This window comes from Streptomyces phaeofaciens (assembly GCF_014648915.1).
Taxonomy (GTDB): Bacteria; Actinomycetota; Actinomycetes; order Streptomycetales; family Streptomycetaceae; genus Streptomyces; species Streptomyces phaeofaciens.
On sequence record NZ_BMSA01000002.1, the window covers coordinates 84,281 to 102,757 of the forward strand.

18 protein-coding genes, 1 pseudogene and 1 riboswitch are annotated in these 18,477 nt (G+C 72.8%); of the genes and pseudogenes, 13 read left to right on the forward strand and 6 right to left on the reverse strand.

The genetic code is table 11. The annotated features are described in order from the left end of the window. The first annotated feature begins 1 nt into the window (after position 1). A complete protein-coding gene (locus IE275_RS03840; protein WP_189707517.1) occupies positions 2-949 on the forward strand; it encodes an ABC transporter substrate-binding protein in 948 nt (315 codons plus the stop codon). 27 nt (positions 950-976) lie between these two features. Here the strand turns inward: IE275_RS03840 and IE275_RS03845 are convergent, their stop codons facing one another. Next, complete coding sequence (locus tag IE275_RS03845) at positions 977-1,474, reverse strand: carboxymuconolactone decarboxylase family protein (protein ID WP_189707519.1); 498 nt, start codon at positions 1,472-1,474, stop codon at positions 977-979. A 47-nt stretch (positions 1,475-1,521) separates the two neighbouring features. Between IE275_RS03845 and pdxR the strand changes: the two genes are divergently transcribed. Then, positions 1,522-2,934, forward strand: coding sequence for a MocR-like pyridoxine biosynthesis transcription factor PdxR (gene pdxR / locus IE275_RS03850; protein ID WP_189707521.1), 1,413 nt, complete (start codon positions 1,522-1,524; stop codon positions 2,932-2,934). Positions 2,935-2,967: 33 nt separating this feature from the next. On the opposite strand, the gene IE275_RS03855 is transcribed toward pdxR, so the two are convergent. After that, the gene (locus IE275_RS03855) at positions 2,968-3,780 is read right to left on the reverse strand and encodes a DMT family transporter (protein WP_189708664.1); all 813 of its coding nucleotides are present in this window, start codon (positions 3,778-3,780) and stop codon (positions 2,968-2,970) included. A gap of 123 nt (positions 3,781-3,903) precedes the next feature. Between IE275_RS03855 and IE275_RS03860 the strand changes: the two genes are divergently transcribed. Further along, a complete protein-coding gene (locus IE275_RS03860) occupies positions 3,904-4,254 on the forward strand; it encodes a hypothetical protein (protein WP_189707523.1) in 351 nt (116 codons plus the stop codon). 17 nt (positions 4,255-4,271) lie between these two features. Next, a complete protein-coding gene (locus IE275_RS03865; RefSeq protein WP_189707525.1) occupies positions 4,272-5,465 on the forward strand; it encodes a glutathionylspermidine synthase family protein in 1,194 nt (397 codons plus the stop codon). A 41-nt stretch (positions 5,466-5,506) separates the two neighbouring features. Here the strand turns inward: IE275_RS03865 and rocD are convergent, their stop codons facing one another. Further along, positions 5,507-6,712 (reverse strand): ornithine--oxo-acid transaminase, encoded by a 1,206-nt coding sequence (gene rocD, locus IE275_RS03870; RefSeq protein ID WP_189707527.1) that lies wholly within the window; start codon positions 6,710-6,712, stop codon positions 5,507-5,509. Between the two features lie 90 nt (positions 6,713-6,802). Next, positions 6,803-6,892, forward strand: a riboswitch (ZMP/ZTP riboswitch). 38 nt (positions 6,893-6,930) lie between these two features. Between rocD and IE275_RS03875 the strand changes: the two are divergent. From IE275_RS03875 to IE275_RS03885, 3 genes and pseudogenes are all read left to right on the forward strand, one after another. Further along, positions 6,931-8,391: pseudogene (locus tag IE275_RS03875) on the forward strand (glycine hydroxymethyltransferase); the annotation flags it as partial. A gap of 78 nt (positions 8,392-8,469) precedes the next feature. After that, positions 8,470-9,483: a tryptophan--tRNA ligase gene (gene trpS / locus IE275_RS03880; RefSeq protein WP_189707531.1), complete on the forward strand. Its 1,014-nt coding sequence runs from the start codon at positions 8,470-8,472 to the stop codon at positions 9,481-9,483. Between the two features lie 222 nt (positions 9,484-9,705). After that, positions 9,706-10,284: a 2'-5' RNA ligase family protein gene (locus tag IE275_RS03885; protein ID WP_189707533.1), complete on the forward strand. Its 579-nt coding sequence runs from the start codon at positions 9,706-9,708 to the stop codon at positions 10,282-10,284. A 30-nt stretch (positions 10,285-10,314) separates the two neighbouring features. On the opposite strand, the gene dprE2 is transcribed toward IE275_RS03885, so the two are convergent. Further along, entirely contained in the window at positions 10,315-11,070 is a 756-nt protein-coding gene (gene dprE2 / locus IE275_RS03890; protein ID WP_189707535.1) for a decaprenylphospho-beta-D-erythro-pentofuranosid-2-ulose 2-reductase, read from the reverse strand. Positions 11,071-11,078: 8 nt separating this feature from the next. Then, positions 11,079-12,428 (reverse strand): decaprenylphosphoryl-beta-D-ribose oxidase, encoded by a 1,350-nt coding sequence (gene dprE1 / locus IE275_RS03895; RefSeq protein ID WP_189707537.1) that lies wholly within the window; start codon positions 12,426-12,428, stop codon positions 11,079-11,081. A gap of 132 nt (positions 12,429-12,560) precedes the next feature. Here dprE1 and IE275_RS03900 point away from each other — a divergent pair, with 132 nt between their 5' ends. The 4 genes from IE275_RS03900 to IE275_RS03915 are packed head-to-tail and all read left to right on the forward strand — an operon-like array spanning position 12,561 to position 15,484. Beyond that, positions 12,561-13,145: a phosphatase PAP2 family protein gene (locus IE275_RS03900; protein ID WP_189707539.1), complete on the forward strand. Its 585-nt coding sequence runs from the start codon at positions 12,561-12,563 to the stop codon at positions 13,143-13,145. Further along, entirely contained in the window at positions 13,138-14,151 is a 1,014-nt protein-coding gene (locus IE275_RS03905; protein WP_189707541.1) for a decaprenyl-phosphate phosphoribosyltransferase, read from the forward strand. Before IE275_RS03900 ends, IE275_RS03905 begins: the two co-directional genes overlap by 8 nt. Then, a complete protein-coding gene (locus IE275_RS03910; RefSeq protein ID WP_189707543.1) occupies positions 14,145-14,582 on the forward strand; it encodes a GtrA family protein in 438 nt (145 codons plus the stop codon). Before IE275_RS03905 ends, IE275_RS03910 begins: the two co-directional genes overlap by 7 nt. Continuing rightward, entirely contained in the window at positions 14,570-15,484 is a 915-nt protein-coding gene (locus tag IE275_RS03915; protein ID WP_189707545.1) for a YihY/virulence factor BrkB family protein, read from the forward strand. Before IE275_RS03910 ends, IE275_RS03915 begins: the two co-directional genes overlap by 13 nt. On the opposite strand, the gene IE275_RS03920 is transcribed toward IE275_RS03915, so the two are convergent. After that, positions 15,438-16,796: a D-alanyl-D-alanine carboxypeptidase family protein gene (locus IE275_RS03920; RefSeq protein ID WP_229870087.1), complete on the reverse strand. Its 1,359-nt coding sequence runs from the start codon at positions 16,794-16,796 to the stop codon at positions 15,438-15,440. The two genes, IE275_RS03915 and IE275_RS03920, sit on opposite strands and share 47 nt — an antisense overlap. Positions 16,797-16,887: 91 nt before the next feature. Here IE275_RS03920 and IE275_RS03925 point away from each other — a divergent pair, with 91 nt between their 5' ends. Continuing rightward, positions 16,888-17,127 (forward strand): SCO4848 family membrane protein, encoded by a 240-nt coding sequence (locus IE275_RS03925; RefSeq protein ID WP_189707549.1) that lies wholly within the window; start codon positions 16,888-16,890, stop codon positions 17,125-17,127. A gap of 3 nt (positions 17,128-17,130) precedes the next feature. Then, on the forward strand, positions 17,131-18,471 hold the full coding sequence (locus IE275_RS03930) for a metallophosphoesterase (RefSeq protein WP_189707551.1): 1,341 nt from the start codon (positions 17,131-17,133) through the stop codon (positions 18,469-18,471). Positions 18,472-18,477 lie beyond the last annotated feature (6 nt).

Below are 18,477 nucleotides of genomic sequence, written 5' to 3' on the forward strand. Positions count from 1 at the left end.
CATGCGACTGCGTACCACCGCCGTGGCGGGAACCCTGCTGCTCCTCACCGGCTGCGGCGCCGCCGACATGACCAGGCAGGCATCGCCGTTCGCCCACGCGCGGGGCGCGAGGACCGTGACCCTCTCCGTCCAGTCCTGGGTCGGCGCGCAGGCCAATGTGGCCGTCGCCCAGTACCTGCTGGAGCACGAGCTGGGCTACCGCGTGGACACCGTCCAGATCGACGAGGTCCCCGCCTGGGACGCGCTCAGCCAGGGCCGGGTCGACGCCATCCTGGAGGACTGGGGCCACCCCGACCAGGAGAAGCGGTACGTCGACGACAAGAAGACGATCGCGCGCGGCGGCGCCCTCGGCGTCACCGGCCACATCGGCTGGTACGTGCCGACGTACCTGGTGAAGCAGCACCCGGACATCACCGACTGGAAGAACCTCAACGCGTACGCGTCGCTGTTCCGCACCGCGGAGAGCGGCGGCAAGGGCCAGCTGATGGACGGCTCACCGTCCTACGTCACCAACGACAAGGCCCTGGTGGACAACCTGAAGCTGGACTACCAGGTGGTCTTCGCCGGTTCGGAGGCCGCGCAGATCACCCAGATCAGGCAGTTCGCCAAGGAGAAGAAGCCCTTCCTGACGTACTGGTACGCGCCCCAGTGGCTGTTCGAGAAGGTCCCGATGACCGAGGTGAAGCTGCCGGCCCACAAGGAAGGATGCGACGCGGACCCGGCGAAGGTCGCCTGCGCCTATCCGCGCACCCCGCTCCAGAAGTACCTCAACGCGGACTTCTCGAAGCAGGGCGGCGAGGCGGCGGCCTTCCTGAAGAAGTTCGCCTGGACGACGGAGGACCAGAACGAGGTCTCCCTGATGATCGCCGACCAGAAGCTCACCCCGCAGGAGGCGGCGAAGAAGTGGGCGGACGGCCACGCGTCCACCTGGAAGGCGTGGCTGCCGTGACCGCCGTCGGCCGGGGGGAGGGCGGGCTCAGCCGTGCTGCCGCGGGTGGTAGTGCCCCGGCACCATCCGCGCGGTCACACCGAAACGGTTCCACGCGTTGATCACCGTGATCGCGGCGATCAGATGGGCCAGCTCGGCCTCCTCGAAGTGCTTGGCGGCCGTGTCGTACACCTCGTCCGGCACGAACCCGTCGGTCAGGACGGTGACCGCCTCGGTCAGCGCGAGCGCCGCCAGCTCCTTCTCCGTGTAGAAGTGCCGCGACTCCTCCCAGGCGGCGAGCTGGACGATCCGCTCCACGCTCTCCCCGGCCGCGAGCGCGTCCTTGGTGTGCATGTCGAGGCAGTACGCGCAGTGGTTGATCTGGGAGGCGCGGATCTTCACCAGCTCGTACAGCGTCGGGTCGACGCCCTTCCGGGCGGCGCCGTCCAGCCGGATCATCGCCTGGAAGACCTCGGGGGCGTGCTGGGCCCACGGCAGACGCGGGGCGTGCTCGGTGGCGTACGGGACACGTTCTTCGGTGGTCATGTCCCCGACCCTAGGCGCCGGGCAGCCCACGGGTATGGTCCATTTCCATGGTGGAATCGTGGGCCACTTTCGGCGTCGACCTGCACCTCGAACCGTCCGGACCGGGGCTGCGCCGCGGCCTGACCGACGCCCTGCGCGACGCGGTCCGCGGCGGCCGGCTGGCCCCCGGCACCCGGCTGCCGTCCTCCCGCTCCCTCGCCGCCGACCTGGGCATCGCCCGCAACACGGTCGCCGCCGCCTACGCCGACCTGGTCGCGGAGGGCTGGCTGACCGCCCGGCAGGGCTCCGGCACCAAGGTGGCGGACCGGTCCGTCGCCCCGTCGGCCGGTACGGTCCGGCACCGGACCGAACACCGCCGGCCCGTGTACGACCTGCGCGCAGGCTCCCCCGACCTCGCCTCCTTCCCGCGCACCGAATGGCTCAGGGCCGCCCGCCGCGCCCTCACCACCGCCCCCTACGACGCCCTCGGCTACGGCGACCCCCGCGGCCGGGTCGAACTGCGCACCGCGCTCGCCGGCTATCTGGCCCGCGCCCGGGGCGTGCGCGCCGACCCCGAACGCCTCGTGGTGTGCGCCGGGTTCACCCACGCCCTGAAGCTGCTCGCCGGGGTCCTGAAGGCGCGCGGCGCGCGGACGCTCGCCGTGGAGTCGTACGGCCTGGACGCGCACTGGAGGCTCGCGGCGGCGGCCGGACTGCCCACGGTCCCGCTGCCCTTCGACGAACGTGGCACGGATCCCGGCGGGTTGGGGGACGGGGGCGGCGTCCTGCTCACCCCCGCCCACCAGTTCCCCATGGGCGTCCCCCTGCACCACGACCGGCGGGCCGCCGTCGTGGAGTGGGCGCGCCGCACCGGCGGCCTGGTCCTGGAGGACGACTACGACGGGGAGTTCCGCTACGACCGGCGGCCCGTCGGCGCCCTCCAGGGCCTGGACCCCGACCATGTGGTGTACCTGGGCACCGCGAGCAAGTCCCTGGCCCCCGGCCTGCGCCTGGCCTGGGCGGTGGCACCGCCGGGCGTGGCCGAGGAGATCGCGGCCGCCAAGGGCGGGGTGGACAGCTGCGGGGCCCTGGACCAGCTGACGCTCGCGGAGTTCATCACCTCGGGCGGCTACGACCGCCACGTCCGGGCCGCCCGGACCCGCTACCGGCGCCGCCGGGACGCGCTGGTCCAGGTGCTCGCAGCCCGCGCCCCCCGGGTCCGGGTCACCGGCATCGCGGCGGGCCTGCACGCCGTCCTGCGTCTCCCGCCCGGCACGGAGGAGGAGGTGGTGCGGGCCGCGGCCCGGCTGGGTCTGGCCCTGGACGGCCTCGGCCCCCGCCACCGCCACCCGCACGCGGCCGGTGAACCACCGGACGCCCTCGTCGTCGGCTACGGCACCCCGCCGGACCACGCCTGGTCCGGAGCGCTGGACACGCTGTGCACGGCACTCTCCGTCGCCGAGATCCGAAAACCCGGATGACCACGACGGCGGCCCGTCATTCCGGCGCCCCCGTCATTCCGGCGCGTCCCCGAAGCGGGCCAGCGTCAGCGCGCCCGCCACCGCGACCGCGAACCCCAGCACCGCGACCCACGCCCACCCCTGCCGCGTACCGTCCCCCAGCCACACCACGCCGACCAGCGCCGGCCACACCGTCTCCCCGATCACCATCCCGGCCGTCGCCGCCGTCACGGACCCCCGCTGCAGCGCCGCCGTCAGCGCCAGGAACGCCGCGCCCCCGCCCAGCAGCAACGCGTACAGCGACGGATCGGCCAGCAGCTCGGGCACCGCGAGCGAGTCGATCAGCCGCACGGCGACCTCCACCACCCCGAAGCCGAACCCGGCGGCCAGCCCCAGCAGCGCCGCCCGCCCCCGCTCCGGCAGCCACCGGCCCGTCAGTCCCAGCACCAGCACCGCGGCCGCCGTCCCGAGCATCGCCCACGGCAGCCACCCCGGCCCGCTCTCGTCCCCCTCCGTCCCCGAGGCCAGCCCCAGCATCGCCAGCCCCGCGCACACCACGCCCACGGCCACCCACTCCGTCCGGCTGAGCCGCACCCGCAGCAGCCGTGCCGCGACCACCGCCGTCACCGCGAGGCTCGACGCCAGCGCCGCCCCCACCGTGTAGATGGGCAGGGACCGCAGCGCCGCGATCTGGAACACGAACCCCAGCCCGTCCAGCCCCAGCCCTGCCAGGTACCGCCACTGCCGCAGCGCCCTCAGCAGCAGCGCCGCCTCCCCGCCACCCCCGCCGGAGGCGGCCCGCGCGGCCATCGCCTGCAACACCGTCGCCGTACCGAAGCACACCGCCGCACCAAGGGCGCACACCATTCCAAACAGCACGAACGGACTGTAGGCGAGCGGGCCCGGCCGGGGGCCCGTGCACGCGCGCTCTCACCGATCTCTAGGCTGACGGCCGGAAAACACCGGCTTGAATCACGGGGGAGACGGAACATGGCGGACACGCGCCGACGGCTGAGGTCCAGCACGGTCGTGCTCGGCGGTATGGGCGTCGTCGCGGCGGCCCTCACCTCCTGCGGCTCCGACCCCGACCGCCGCTGCGTCGACCGCGACAGCTACGACACCCTCTACGGCTACGAGGTGGTCGCCGACAAGAACTGCAAGTCGGGCAGCTCCACCTCCGCCGGCCAGGGCAGGAAGAGCACCGGCAAGAAGACGGACGCCGCCTGGTACTACGACGCCGACGTCAGCGACGGCCACGCCGACTACGGAACCTTCAGCAGGAGCGAGGCCGTGGACCGCGGCGGCTTCGGCTGCTCCGGATCCGGCAGCAGCGGCGGCTGAGCGGACGTACGTACGCCATGCAGCGCCGCACCGTCGAACCCCGCCCCGGCTGGCAGCGGACCGTCGAGGAACAGGGTCTCGTGTACCCCCTCACCCGCCACCCGGACGGCACCCTGCGCCCGTACTGGGACGAGAGCGCCTACTACGTCTTCACGCTGGAGGAGGTGGAGGCCCTGGAGGAGACCGTCGAGGAACTCCACCGCATGTGCCTCGCGGCCGCCGCCCACCTCGTCGACACCGGCCGCCTCGCCGACCTCGGCATCACCGACCCGCGGGTCGCCGCCGCCGTCACCGAGGCCTGGCGCCGCCGCGCCGAACTCCCCTCCGTCTACGGCCGCTTCGACCTGCGCTACGACGGCACGGGCCCCGCCAAGCTGCTGGAGTACAACGCCGACACCCCCACCTCCCTGGTGGAGGCGGCCTCCCCCCAGTGGTTCTGGATGGAGGAGCGCTTCCCGGGCGCCGACCAGTGGAACTCCCTCCACGAACGCCTGGTCGCCGCCTGGAAGAAGCAGGCCCCGCTCCTCCCGCCCGGCAGCCCCCTGTACTTCGCGCACTCCACCGCCGACGAACTCGGCGAGGACCTGATGACGGTCGCCTATCTCAAGGAGACCGCCGAACAGGCCGGACTCGACACGGCCTTCCTTCCCGTCGAGGACATCGGCTTCGACCGTCTCTCCGGCCGCTTCGTCGACCACCGGCTCCGCTTCATCCGCAGCTGCTTCAAGCTCTACCCCTGGGAGTGGCTCACCACCGACCGCTTCGCCGGCCATGTCCTGGACACCCTCGACAACGGCGGCGGCACCGGGACCACGATGTGGATCGAGCCCGCCTGGAAGATGCTGCTGAGCAACAAGGCCCTGCTCGCCGTCCTCTGGGAGCTGTACCCCGGCCACCCCAACCTCCTCCCCGCCTACCTCGACGGCCCCCGCGAGCTGGCGACCACCACCGGCTACGTCGCCAAGCCCCTCCTCGGCCGCGAGGGCGCCGGCGTCACGATCCACGAGCGGGACGCCGCACCCGTCGTACCCGTCCCGTCCGATGAACCCCACTGCTACCAGCAGCTGGCCCCGCTCCCCGCCTTCGACGGCAACCACGTCGTCCTCGGCGCCTGGGTGGTCGAGGACGAGCCCGCCGGCCTCGGCATCCGCGAGTCCCACGGCCTGATCACCGACGAGTACGCCCGCTTCGTCCCCCACGTGATCCTCTAGCGGCCCGGCACCCGGCAACCCGGCACCCGGCAACCCGGCACCTAGAGGCCCAGCACCGCCCGCAGCTGTTCCAGCCCCCAGTCCAGGTCCTCCCGGGAGATCACCAGGGGCGGCGAGAGCCGGATCGTCGGCCCGTGGGTGTCCTTCACCAGCACCCTGCGGTCCATCAGCCGCTCCGACACCTCCCGCCCGCTCCCGTACCCGGGCGCGACGTCCACCCCCGCCCACAGCCCCCGCCCCCGCACCGCCGTCACCCGTCCGGTCCCGGTCAGCGTCCCCAGCTCCCGGAGCAGATGCGCGCCCAGCTCCGCGGCGCGCGCCTGGTACTCGCCCGAGCGCAGCATCGCGATCACCTCCAGCGCCACCGCGCACGCCAGCGGATTCCCGCCGAACGTCGACCCGTGCTCCCCGGGCCGGAACACCCCCAGCACCTCGGCGTTCGCGACGACCGCCGACACCGGCACGATCCCGCCCCCGAGCGCCTTGCCCAGCACGTACACGTCCGGGACGACCCCCTCGTGCTCGCACGCGAAGGTCCGCCCGGTCCGGCCGAGCCCGGACTGGATCTCGTCCGCGACGAACAGCACCTCCCGCTCCAGGGTCAGCTCCCGCACCGCCGCCAGATAGCCGGCCGGCGGCACCAGCACCCCCGCCTCGCCCTGGATCGGTTCCAGCAGCACCGCCACCGTGTTCTCGGTGACCGCCGACCGCAGGGCGGTGAGATCCCCGTACGGCACGATCGCGAAGCCGGGCGTGTACGGCCCGTAGTCCGCGCGGGCCTCGGGGTCCGTCGAGAAGCTGATGATCGTCGTGGTCCGGCCGTGGAAGTTGTTGCCCGCGACGACGATCTTCGCCATTTCCGCGGGCACGCCCTTGACCCGGTACCCCCACTTCCGGGCGGTCTTCACCGCCGTCTCCACGGCCTCCGCGCCGGTGTTCATCGGCAGCACCATCTCCATGCCGCACAGCGCGGCCAGCTCCCCGCAGAACGCGGCGAACCGGTCGTGGTGGAACGCCCGCGAGGTCAGCGTCACCCGTTCCAGCTGGGCCCGGGCCGCCTCGACCAGCCGTCGGTTGCCGTGCCCGAAGTTCAGCGCCGAGTAGCCGGCCAGCAGATCCAGGTACCGCCGCCCCTCCACGTCCGTCATCCACGCCCCGTCGGCGGTGGCGATCACCACCGGCAGCGGGTGATAGGTGTGCGCGCTGTGCGCGTCGGCGGCGGCGATGAGCGCGTCGGTGGTAGTCACGTGACCTCCAGGCTCTCCCGGGTGCTCCTTCCATGGTCGCTCGCATGGTGGACGCGGCACCTGCGCGGCGCGCCCCGCCCGGTAGGCTGATCAGCGGGCCGTGACTGGCGCGCTGGGATGGGACGGACCATCGGGGAGCGGCCTGTGCGTGACCGAGTGCCGTGCGCCTGGGCCGAACCGTGACACCGTGACCGCTCGCCAGCACACGCCACCCGGAGGCCGACGACATGTCAGAGCAGCAGCCCCTCTCCACCCAGTCCACCGCCTTCCGCGCCGCCCTCGACGTGATCCGCGCCGTGGAGCCGCGCGTCGCCGACGCCATCGGCCAGGAGCTCCACGACCAGCGCGAGATGCTCAAGCTGATCGCCTCCGAGAACTACGCCTCCCCGGCCACCCTCCTCGCGATGGGCAACTGGTTCAGCGACAAGTACGCCGAGGGCACGATCGGCCGCCGCTTCTACGCCGGCTGCCGCAACGTCGACACGGTGGAGTCGCTGGCCGCCGAGCACGCCAAGGAGCTGTTCGGCGCCCGCCACGCCTACGTCCAGCCGCACTCCGGCATCGACGCCAACCTCGTCGCCTTCTGGGCCGTCCTCGCCGACCGCGTCGAGGTGCCGTTCCTGGAGAAGACGGGCGTCCGCCAGGTCAACGACCTCTCCGAGGCCGACTGGGCCGAGCTGCGCCGGGCCTTCGGCAACCAGCGGATGCTCGGCATGTCCCTGGACGCCGGCGGGCACCTCACCCACGGCTTCCGCCCGAACATCTCCGGCAAGATGTTCGACCAGCGCTCCTACGGCACCGACCCGGCGACCGGCCTGATCGACTACGAGGCGCTGCGCGCCTCCGCCCGCGAGTTCAAGCCGCTGATCATCGTCGCGGGCTACTCGGCGTACCCCCGTCTGGTGAACTTCCGGATCATGCGCGAGATCGCCGACGAGGTCGGCGCGACCCTCATGGTCGACATGGCGCACTTCGCGGGCCTGGTCGCCGGCAAGGTCCTGACCGGCGACTTCGACCCGGTCCCGCACGCCCAGATCGTGACGACCACCACCCACAAGTCGCTGCGCGGCCCGCGGGGCGGCATGGTCCTGTGCGACGACTCCCTCAAGGACCAGGTCGACCGCGGCTGCCCGATGGTCCTCGGCGGCCCCCTCCCGCATGTGATGGCGGCGAAGGCGGTGGCCCTGGCGGAGGCCCGGCAGCCCGCCTTCCAGGACTACGCGCAGCGCATCGTCGACAACTCCCGCGCGCTGGCCGAGGGCCTGATGAGCCGCGGCGCGACCCTGGTCACCGGGGGCACCGACAACCACCTCAACCTGATCGACGTCGCCTCCTCCTACGGCCTCACCGGCCGCCAGGCCGAGGCCGCCCTCCTCGACTCGGGCATCGTCACCAACCGCAACGCCATCCCCGCCGACCCGAACGGCGCCTGGTACACCTCCGGCATCCGCATCGGCACCCCGGCGCTCACCACGCGCGGCCTGGGCACGGCGGAGATGGACGAGGTGGCGTCCCTGATCGACCGGGTGCTGACCGGCACCGAGGCGGGCACGACGAAGTCGGGCGCCCCCTCGAAGGCCTCCCACGTCCTGGACGAGAAGCTCGCCGACGAGATCTCGCGGCGGGCGACGGACCTGGTCGCGGGCTTCCCGCTCTACCCGGAGATCGACCTCGGCTGACATCGGCGTCCCGGGCGGCCCACGCGGCTGCCCGGGACCCGTTCCGGGTGGTCCCCGCGCTCTGAGACAATGAGGAACATGGCCTCAGACCGACCCCGCGTGCTCTCCGGAATCCAGCCCACCGCAGGCTCGTTCCACCTCGGCAACTACCTCGGCGCCGTGCGCCAGTGGGTGGCCCTCCAGGAGTCCCACGACGCGTTCTACATGGTCGTCGACCTGCACGCGATCACCGTGCCGCAGGACCCGAAGGAGCTGACGGCCAACACGCGCCTGGCCGCGGCGCAGCTTCTCGCGGCCGGCCTCGACCCCGAGCGCTGCACGCTCTTCGTCCAGAGCCATGTCCCCGAGCACGCCCAGCTCGCCTGGATCATGAACTGCCTGACCGGCTTCGGCGAGGCCAGCCGGATGACGCAGTTCAAGGACAAGTCCGCCAAGCAGGGTGCCGACCGCGCGTCCGTCGGTCTGTTCACGTACCCGATCCTCCAGGTCGCGGACATCCTGCTCTACCAGGCCAACGAGGTCCCGGTCGGCGAGGACCAGCGCCAGCACATCGAGCTGACCCGCGACCTCGCCGAGCGCTTCAACGGCCGCTTCGGCGCCACCTTCACGATCCCGAAGCCGTACATCCTCAAGGAGACGGCGAAGATCTACGATCTCCAGGACCCGTCGATCAAGATGAGCAAGTCGGCGTCCACGCCGAAGGGCCTCATCAACCTGCTCGACGACCCGAAGGCCACCGCCAAGAAGGTCAGGAGCGCGGTCACGGACACCGACACGGTCGTCCGCTACGACACCGAGAACAAGCCGGGCGTCAGCAACCTGCTCACCGTCTACTCGACGCTGACCGGCACGAGCATCCCGGAGCTGGAGCAGCAGTACGAGGGCAAGCTCTACGGCGCGCTGAAGACGGACCTCGCGGAGGTCGTCGTCGACTTCGTGACGCCGTTCCGGGACCGCACGCAGCAGTACCTGGACGACCCGGAGACGCTCGACTCGATCCTGGCCAAGGGCGCGGAGAAGGCGCGTGCCGTCGCCGCCGAGACCCTGTCCCAGACGTACGAGAGGGTCGGCTTCCTGCCGGCGAAGCACTGAGCGGCGCTCGGAGGCACCGAGGGCGCACCGCACACACGTTCCACCGGGCAGAGCGCTGCACATCACCTTTCCTGCGCCTGCCCAGAGCACAGCGGTGGCCGTACAGTCGATAGCCGTACGACTGAGTACGAACCCGGCACCCGGGACCGGCATCACGACCGGCACCCGGGACCGGCACCAGGACCCGCAGTACATCCATCCGGCATGACGACAGGAGACGACGTGGGGACCGTAACGATCGGCGTGTCGATCGCGGTCCCGGAGCCTCACGGCAGCCTGCTCCAGGAGCGGCGCACGGGCTTCGGCGACGCCGCGGCTCACGGCATCCCCACCCATGTCACCCTGCTGCCGCCGACGGAGGTCGAGCCGGACGCGCTGCCGGCCGTCGAGGCCCACCTCGCCCAGGTCGCCGCGGTCGGCCGGTCCTTCCCGATGCGGCTGTCCGGCACCGGCACCTTCCGGCCGCTGTCGCCGGTGGTCTACGTCAGGGTCGTCGAGGGCGCCGAGGCCTGCGCCTGGCTCCAGCAGCGGGTCCGGGACGACTCCGGGACGCTGGTGCGCGAGCTCCAGTTCCCGTACCACCCGCACGTCACCGTCGCGCACGGCATCGACGAGGCGGCGATGGACCGGGCGTTCGAGGAGCTGGCCGGGTACGAGGCCGAGTGGTCCTGCACCGGTTTCGCCCTGCACGAGCAGGGCTCCGACGGCGTCTGGCGCAAGCTGCGGGAGTACCCCTTCGGCGGCACCGTCGTCCCCCCGCAGGCCGCGCACATCGACCGGGGCTCGCTGCCCACCCGCTAGCCCGACCGCGCCGGCCCGACCGGCGGGCGCCTACACCGGCAGCCGCCGGAACAGCCCCCGCGGCACGTGCCGGAGGGCCGACATCACCACCCGCAGCACCCCCGGCACCCACACCGTCTCCGACCGCCGTCGCAGCCCCAGCTCGACCGCGGCCGCGACCGCGTCGGGGGTGGTGGCCAGCGGCGCCTCGTCGAGACCGGCCGTCATCCTCGTCCGGACGAACCCGGGGCGTACGACCATGACGTGCACGCCGGTGCCGTGCAGCGCGTCGCCCAGGCCCTGGGCGAAGGCGTCGAGGCCGGCCTTGCTGGATCCGTAGATGAAGTTCGAGCGGCGGGCGCGTTCCCCGGCGACGGAGGAGAGCACGACCAGCGAGCCGTGGCCCTGCGCCTGGAGCGCGCGGGCGCTCACCAGGCCCGCCGAGACCGCGCCGGTGTAGTTGGTCTGCGCGACCCGCACCGCGGCCGACGGCTCGCGTTCGTCGCGTGCCTGGTCGCCGAGGATCCCGAAGGCGAGCAGGACGACGTCGATGTCCCCCTCCGCGAACACCTTGCCGAGGACCGCCTCGTGGGAGTCGGGGTCGAGCGCGTCGAAGGCGACGGTGCGCACGTCGGCGCCCAGCGCGCCCAGCTCCGCGGCGGCCGACTCCAGGGCGTGCGACGGGCGTCCGGCCAGCCACACCGTACGGGTGCGCCGGGCGATCAGCCGGCGCGCGGTGGCCAGCGCGATCTCGGACGTACCGCCGAGGACGAGAAGGGACTGGGGGAGACCGAAGGCGTCCTTCACGACAGCTCCTAGAGGTTGAGGCGCCGGGACAGATCAGAAACGAAGACACCGCGCGGGTCCAGCTCCGCGCGCAGCGCGCGGAAGTCGTCGAGGCGGGGGTACATCGCGGTGAGCAGGTCCGGCCGCAGCCGGGAGTCCTTGGCGAGGTAGACGCGCCCGCCGGCGGCGGCCACCTCCCCGTCCAGCTCGTCGAGGAGGACGTCGAGACCGGGCAGCCCGGCCGGGATGTCCAGGGCGAGCGTCCAGCCGGGGCGGGGGAAGGAGAGCCAGCCGGGGTCGGCCTCCCCGAAGCGCTTGAGGACGGCGAGGAAGGACGGGCAGCGGTGGGCGGAGATCCGGCCCACGATCCGGCGCAGCGCGTCCTCCTGCCCGTGTCCGACGACGAACTGGTACTGCACGAAGCCGGCGCGGCCGTAGACGCGGTTCCAGTGCGGGACCCCGTCGAGGGGGTGGAAGAAGGCGGAGAGCCTCTGGAGTTCGCCGATCCGCGCGCGGGGTGCCCTGCGGTACCAGACTTCGTTGAACAGGCCCACCGTCCGGCGGGTGAGCAGTCCCTCGGGGAGGACGGCGGGGGCGGCGGGCAGCCGGGCCGGGCGGAAGGCCAGCGGGTTTCCGCGGGTGCGTGCGGGCAGCGCGTCGAGGGGCGCGTGGTCGCCGCGGGTGAGCACCGCGCGGCCGGTCGCCGCCCCGCGCGCGAGGAGGTCGATCCAGGCGACCGAGTAGCGGTAGCGGTGGTCGGTGGCGGTCAGACGGGCCATCAGGTCGTCGAGGTCGGCGGCGCGTTCGGTGTCGACCGCCATGAGGGAGGTCTCGACCGGCTGGAGCCGCACGGTGGCCGTGAGGATCATCCCGGTCAGGCCCATGCCGCCGGCGGTGGCCTCGAACAGCGGGCTGCCCTCGCCCACCGTGCGGATCGTGCCGTCGGCGGTGAGCAGTTCGAAGGACAGCACATGGCGGGCGAAGGACCCGCTGACGTGGTGGTTCTTGCCGTGGATGTCGGCGCCGATCGCCCCGCCGACGGTGACGTACCGGGTGCCGGGGGTCACCGGCACGAACCAGCCGAGCGGCAGCAGCACCCGCATCAGCGTGTGCAGGGAGACGCCCGCGCCGCACAGGACGGTCCCGCCGTCCGCGTCGATCGCGTGGATCCGGTCCAGGCCGGTCATGTCGAACACGGCCCCGCCGGCGTTCTGCGCCGCGTCCCCGTACGCCCGTCCCAGGCCCCGGGGGATGCCTCCGCGGACGCCGCAGTCCCGGACGGCGGCCACCGCCTCCTCGTAGGTCCTGGGGCGGATCAGCCGGGCGGTGGAGGGGGCGGTGCGGCCCCATCCGGTGACGGAAACGGTCTCGGCAGACATGTCGGTGACCGTATCGCCCGGTAATGGGTGATTCGTCTTGAAACCTCAGCTACTGCTGGAAATGGGTGATTAATGGTATGTCGCTCAATATTGCCGATGTTCTGATGGCACGGCCGTGAACAGTGAGTCCACATGGACCACAAGGACGACCTGGGCGGCATCGACCGCCGCATCCTTTCGGCACTGCGCGCCCGCGGTGCGGATCCGCGCGTGGCGGGCGCCGCGCGCGCCCTGTCCTGGGCGGGCGAGCACGGCGCGCTCTGGCTCGCGGCGGGGCTCGCGGGAGCCGCCGTGGACGGCGGGCGGCGCCCCGCCTGGCTGCGCGCCACGGCGCTCACCGCGGGCGCGCACGTCGCCAGCATGGGCGTGAAACGGATCGTGCGCCGGCCGCGCCCCGCCCATGTCGAACCCCTGGTGCGCACGGCCGGGCGGCACTCCTTCCCCAGCTCGCACGCGACCTCCGCCGCGGCGGCCGCCGTCGCCTTCGGCGCGCTGGGGGTGCGCGCCGTCCGGCCGCTGGCCGCCGCGATGTGCCTGTCCCGGCTGGTCGTCGGCGTCCACTACCCGTCCGACGTGGCGGCGGGCGCGGCCCTCGGCGCGCTCACGGCGCGGATCGGAGCCCGCTGGCTGAAGGCCGGAGTGCCGGGTGCGTCGGATGTGGCAGGCGGGTCAGGCGGGTCGGGCGGGGCAGGCGCGCAAGGGGGCGCACATGACTGAGGCCGCGCCCCTCACCGGCGGCGCCCGCCCCGCCGAGGCGGCACTGCTGGAACAGCGCACCGGCGGCCGGCGGCCCACCCCCGCCCGCGGCGGCGGCACGGCCGGCGGCCCGCCCCGTCGCACCGGCACCCTCCTCGGCGGACTCCTGCGCACGGCCCGCCCCAAGCAGTGGGTCAAGAACAGCCTCGTCGTCGCCGCCCCCGCAGCGGCCGGCCGGCTCTTCTCCTGGCCCGCCCTCACCGAACTCGCCCTGGTCTTCGCGCTGTTCACCGCCTGCGCCGCCGCCGTCTACCTGATCAACGACGCCCGCGACGCCGACGCCGACCGCGCCCACCCCACCAAACGGTGCCGCCCGGTCGCCGCCGGCCAGGTCCCCGTGCCGGTCGCGTACGCCGTCGGCGGCACCCTCGCCGTCCTCGCACCGGCCGCCGCCGCCTGGCTGACCACCCCGGCCGTCGCCGCGCTCCTCACCGCCTACCTGGGCATGCAACTGGCGTACTGCGTCAGCCTGAAGCACGTCCTGGTCGTCGACCTCGTCGTCGTCACCACCGGCTTCCTGATGCGGGCGATGGTCGGCGGGCTCGCGCTCGGCATCCCGCTGTCCCGCTGGTTCCTCATCACCACCGGCTTCGGGGCGCTGTTCATGGTCTCGGCCAAGCGCTACTCCGAGGCCGTCCAGATGGCCGGCGCGGCCGGCGCCACCCGCGCGCTGCTCACCGAGTACACCACCGGCTACCTGCGCTTCGTCTGGCAGCTCGCGGCCGGCGTCGCCGTGCTCGGCTACTGCCTGTGGGCGCTGGAGGAGGGCGGCGTCCCGCACACCAGCGTGCTGCCCTGGCGCCAGCTGTCCATGGTCGCCTTCATCCTGGCCGTCCTGCGCTACGCCGTCTTCGCCGACCGCGGCACCGCCGGCGAACCCGAGGAGGTCGTCCTCGGCGACCGCGCCCTCGCCCTGATCGGTGTGGCCTGGGTGGCCATGTACGGTCTGGCGGTGGCCAATTGGTAGCCGACCGGCGTGAGCTCCTGGGCTTCGCCGCCGTCGGGCTCCTCGCCTACGCCGTCGATCTCACCCTGTTCACCTGGCTGCGCGGCCCGGCGGGCCTCGGCCCGCTCACCGCGAAGACCCTCTCCTTCCTGGCCGGCTGCACGGTCGCCTACCTCGGCAACGCGCTCGGCACCTACCGGCACGCGCGCGTGCGGGGCCTGCGCCCGTACGCGGTGTTCTTCGCGGTGAACATCGCCGGTGCGCTCGTCCAGCTCCTGTGCCTCACCGTCAGCCACTACGGCCTCGGGCTCACCTCGCAGCGCGCGGACACCGTCTCCGGCGCCGGGATCGGCATGGCGCTGGCGACTGCCCTGCGCTTTTGGGGTACCCGCACGCTGGTCTTCCGCGTCATCGGCCACGAGCAGGGCAGAGTGGGATCATGGACTGGCTGAAAAAGCTGCCCGTTGTCGGGCCGTACGTCACGCGCCTGATGACCACGCACGCGTGGCGGTCGTACGAGCGCCTGGACCGGGTGAAGTGGACCCGGCTGGCCGCCGCCATGACGTTCATCAGTTTCGTCGCGCTGTTCCCGCTGCTGACCCTGGGCGCCGCGATCGCCGCCGCCACCCTCAGCAAGTCCCAGCAGAACGACCTCCAGGACAAGATCGAGGACCAGATCCCCGGTATCGCCGACAAGCTCGACCTCAACAGCCTGGTCGAGAACGCCGGCGCCGTCGGCCTCATCGCCGGTGTCCTGCTGCTCTTCACCGGCATGGGCTGGGTCAACCAGATGCGCGACTGTCTGCGCGCGGTGTGGGAACTGCCCGACAAGGAGGAGAACCCGGTCCTGAGCAAGGCCAAGGACGCGGGCATCCTGGTCGGCCTCGGCGGCGCCGTCCTGGTCACCCTCGCCGTCTCGACCGTCGCCTCCGCCCTGGTCGGCCGGATCATCGACGAACTCGGCATCGACAAGGACGGCTGGGGCGGCATCCTGCTGCGGGTCATCGCCTTCGCGATCGCCGTCCTCGCCGACTTCCTGGTGCTGCTCTACGTCCTCACCCTGCTGCCCGGCGTCGAACCGCCGCGCCGCCGCCTGATCGTCGCGGCGCTGATCGGCGCGGTCGGCTTCGAACTGCTGAAGCTGCTGCTCAGCGGCTACATCCAGGGCATCGCCGCGAAGAGCATGTACGGCGCGTTCGGCGTGCCCATCGCCCTGCTGCTGTGGATCAACTTCACCGCGAAGCTGCTCCTGTACAGCGCCGCGTGGACGGCGACGGGCAGCGCCGGCGACCCCGGACCGGACGGCGTCAGCGACGACGACGCACCAGATCCGGCAGCGGCCAGCGCCGGTTGACCAGGAACGCCCCGCCCGCGAGCAGCACCAGCACCCCGCCGGTGATCGCCAGCGCGGTCCACATGCCCCGGGAGCCGTCCTCGGCGACGGCGCCCGCCACGGGCTTGTCCGCCGCGTTCCCCGCGCCGCCCGCCTCGCCGGACGTGCCGGCCGTGGCGGAGGACGACGGGTTGGCGCCGGGCTGGGCGGCCTGCTCGGTGCCCTTCGGCGCCACCAGTTCGCCCACCGGCGTGACCTTGCCGGCCGCCTCGAAGCCCCAGTCGAACAGCTTGGCGGTCTCCTTGTAGACCTCGTTGTGCTCGGTCTTGTCCGGGTTCATGACCGTGACCAGCAGGACCCGTCCGCCACGCTCGGCGACCCCGGTGAAGGTGGCGCCCGCGTTGGTGGTGTTGCCGTTCTTCACACCCGCGATGCCCGGGTACTGCGAGATGTCGTAGTCGCCGCTCAGCAGCCGGTTGGTGTTCTGGATCTCGAAGGACTCGCGGACCTTCTTGCCCTTCTTGTTCTTCTTCGTCGCGCCGGGGAACTTGGCCGAGACGGTCGAGCAGTACTCCCGGAAGTCCTTCTTCTGGAGCCCGGAGCGGGCGATCAGCGTCAGGTCGTACGCCGAGGAGACCTGGCCGGAGGCGTCGTAGCCGTCCGGGGAGACCACATGGGTGTCGAGGGCCTGGAGCTCCTCGGCGTGGTCGTTCATCTCCGCGACGGTGTTGTCGACGCCGCCGTTCATCGCCGACAGCACGTGCACGGCGTCGTTGCCGGAGCGAAGGAAGACACCGAGCCACAGATCGTGGACGGTGTACGTCTCGTTCTCCTTTATGCCGACCAGGCTGGAGCCGGAGCCGATGCCCTCCAGGTCGGCGGGCACCACCTTGTGCTCGGTGGCGCGGGGGAACTTCGGCAGCACGGTGTCGGCGAACAGCATCTTCATCGTGCTCGCGGGGGGCAGCCGCCAGTGCGCGTTGTGCGAGGCCAGCACGTCGCCGGACTCGGCGTCCGCGACGATCCACGACCGCGCGGTGACGTCCTTCGGCACCACCGGCACATCGCCCGCGAGCGCCACCTGCGTCCCCGGCAGACCGAGCCGCACCCCGCCGACGGTGGACATCTTCGCCGGGGGAGCGGCGGTGGAACCGCCCGACGACGTGCTCGACGGACTGCCCGAAGGACTGCCCGAAGGACCGGCCGACGGACTGGCCGACGGCGACGGGCTCGGGGCGGCGAGCGAGACGGGCGCGGTCAGCGCGAGGGACGCGAGGGTCGCGGAGGTGACCAGCAGGGATCGCCTGACGGTCTGCTTCATGGGTGCGGGCACGACGGAGAACGTACCTGGCACACGACGGGAAGTCCCGCTCGCCTCCCCACCCCCGTCATGGAACCGGACACGGGGCGGTGATACTGAACTCATGAAGCTCAGCCGCCCCGTCTCCTGGTTCCTGCTCGCCTTCGGGGTGTGGAGCTGGATCATCTGGGTCACTTTCGTCAAAAACCTGGTCAAGGACAGCAGTGGGCTCGCGTTCGACGACGGTGACCCCACGGCGTACTTCTGGGTCCACCTGACGCTCGCTGTCGTTTCCTTCGTATTGGGGACGGTCGTCGGGGCCATCGGGTTGCGCGGTCTGCGCGCTCTGCGCGGGACGGCGTAGGCGATGGCCCTCCTCTTCGTCCTGCTCGCGCTCTGCGTCCTGGTCGGGGGCAACTGGTACCTGTGGCGCCGGCTGTTCCGTGACACCACCCGCGGACCGGGCCCGGTCCGGCTCGGCGGTGCCGTGCTGATCGCCGGCGGCTGGGCCGCGGCGATCGGCGCCCTGGTCGCCGAGCGCACCGGCGCCCCCTTCTGGCTCCAGCGCACCCTGGCCTGGCCGGGCTTCCTGTGGCTGGCCCTGTCGATCTACCTGCTGCTCGGCGTGATCGCGGGAGAGGTCGTACGCCCCCTGCTGCGGCGCTTCCTGGAACGCCGGGCGGCCAAGGCGGCCACGGCCGCCGAGACGGAGCCCGAGCCGGTCCCGGTGCGGGCGGGGGCCCACGAGGCCGCGCCGCCGAAGGAACCCGCGGCCGCGCGCGAGCAGAAGTCCGGGTCGGCGCTTCCGCCGGAGCCGGGCGCCTCCGCGGCGGGGCCGGACCCGTCGCCGTCCGAGGAGACCGGACCGTCCGCACGGCCGGCGCCCTCCCGCCGGCTCTTCGTCTCCCGGGTCGTCGGCGGCGCGGCGGCCGCGGCCGCCGTCGGCACGGTCGGCTACGGCACGTACGGCGTGCTGCGCGGCCCGCGGGTCAAGCGGGTCACCGTCCCGCTGGCCAAGCTCCCGCGCGCCGCACACGGTTACCGGATCGCGGTCGTCAGCGACATCCACCTGGGGCCGGTGCTCGGCCGGGGCTTCGCGCAGAAGGTCGTCGACACCATCAACGGGACGCAGCCCGACCTGATCGCGGTCGTCGGCGACCTGGTCGACGGCAGTGTGAAGGACCTCGGTCCGGCGGCCGCGCCCCTCGCCCGGCTGAAGGCCCGGCACGGCAGCTTCTTCGTCACCGGCAACCACGAGTACTTCTCCGGCGCCGAACAGTGGGTCGAGGAAGTACGCCGCCTCGGCCTGCGCCCCCTGGAGAACGCCCGCGCGGAGCTGCCCTGGTTCGACGTCGCCGGGGTCAACGACATCGCGGGCGAGAGCGAGGGCCTCGGCCCCGACTTCACCCGGGCGCTCGGCGACCGGGACACCACGCGCGCGTGCGTGCTCCTCGCCCACCAGCCCGTCCAGATCCACGACGCCGTGCGCCACGGCGTCGACCTCCAGCTCTCCGGCCACACCCACGGCGGCCAGCTCTGGCCCGGCAACCTCGTCGCGGAGGCCGCGAACCCGACCCTGGCCGGGCTGGAACGCTACGGCGACACCCAGCTGTACGTCTCCCGGGGCGCCGGCGCCTGGGGACCGCCCACGCGCGTGGGCGCGCCCTCCGACATCACGGTGATCGAGCTGGCCTCCCGGCAGGCGTGAGTCGCC

Coding starts and splice junctions, on each gene's coding strand:
- IE275_RS03840 (WP_189707517.1), top strand. CDS start 2: ATGCGACTGCGTACCACCGCCGTGGCGGGAACCCTGCTGCTCCTCACC.
- IE275_RS03845 (WP_189707519.1), bottom strand. CDS start 1,474: ATGACCACCGAAGAACGTGTCCCGTACGCCACCGAGCACGCCCCGCGT.
- pdxR (WP_189707521.1), top strand. CDS start 1,522: ATGGTGGAATCGTGGGCCACTTTCGGCGTCGACCTGCACCTCGAACCG.
- IE275_RS03855 (WP_189708664.1), bottom strand. CDS start 3,780: ATGGTGTGCGCCCTTGGTGCGGCGGTGTGCTTCGGTACGGCGACGGTG.
- IE275_RS03860 (WP_189707523.1), top strand. CDS start 3,904: ATGGCGGACACGCGCCGACGGCTGAGGTCCAGCACGGTCGTGCTCGGC.
- IE275_RS03865 (WP_189707525.1), top strand. CDS start 4,272: ATGCAGCGCCGCACCGTCGAACCCCGCCCCGGCTGGCAGCGGACCGTC.
- trpS (WP_189707531.1), top strand. CDS start 8,470: ATGGCCTCAGACCGACCCCGCGTGCTCTCCGGAATCCAGCCCACCGCA.
- dprE1 (WP_189707537.1), bottom strand. CDS start 12,428: ATGTCTGCCGAGACCGTTTCCGTCACCGGATGGGGCCGCACCGCCCCC.
- IE275_RS03900 (WP_189707539.1), top strand. CDS start 12,561: ATGGACCACAAGGACGACCTGGGCGGCATCGACCGCCGCATCCTTTCG.
- IE275_RS03905 (WP_189707541.1), top strand. CDS start 13,138: ATGACTGAGGCCGCGCCCCTCACCGGCGGCGCCCGCCCCGCCGAGGCG.
- IE275_RS03915 (WP_189707545.1), top strand. CDS start 14,570: ATGGACTGGCTGAAAAAGCTGCCCGTTGTCGGGCCGTACGTCACGCGC.
- IE275_RS03925 (WP_189707549.1), top strand. CDS start 16,888: ATGAAGCTCAGCCGCCCCGTCTCCTGGTTCCTGCTCGCCTTCGGGGTG.
- IE275_RS03930 (WP_189707551.1), top strand. CDS start 17,131: ATGGCCCTCCTCTTCGTCCTGCTCGCGCTCTGCGTCCTGGTCGGGGGC.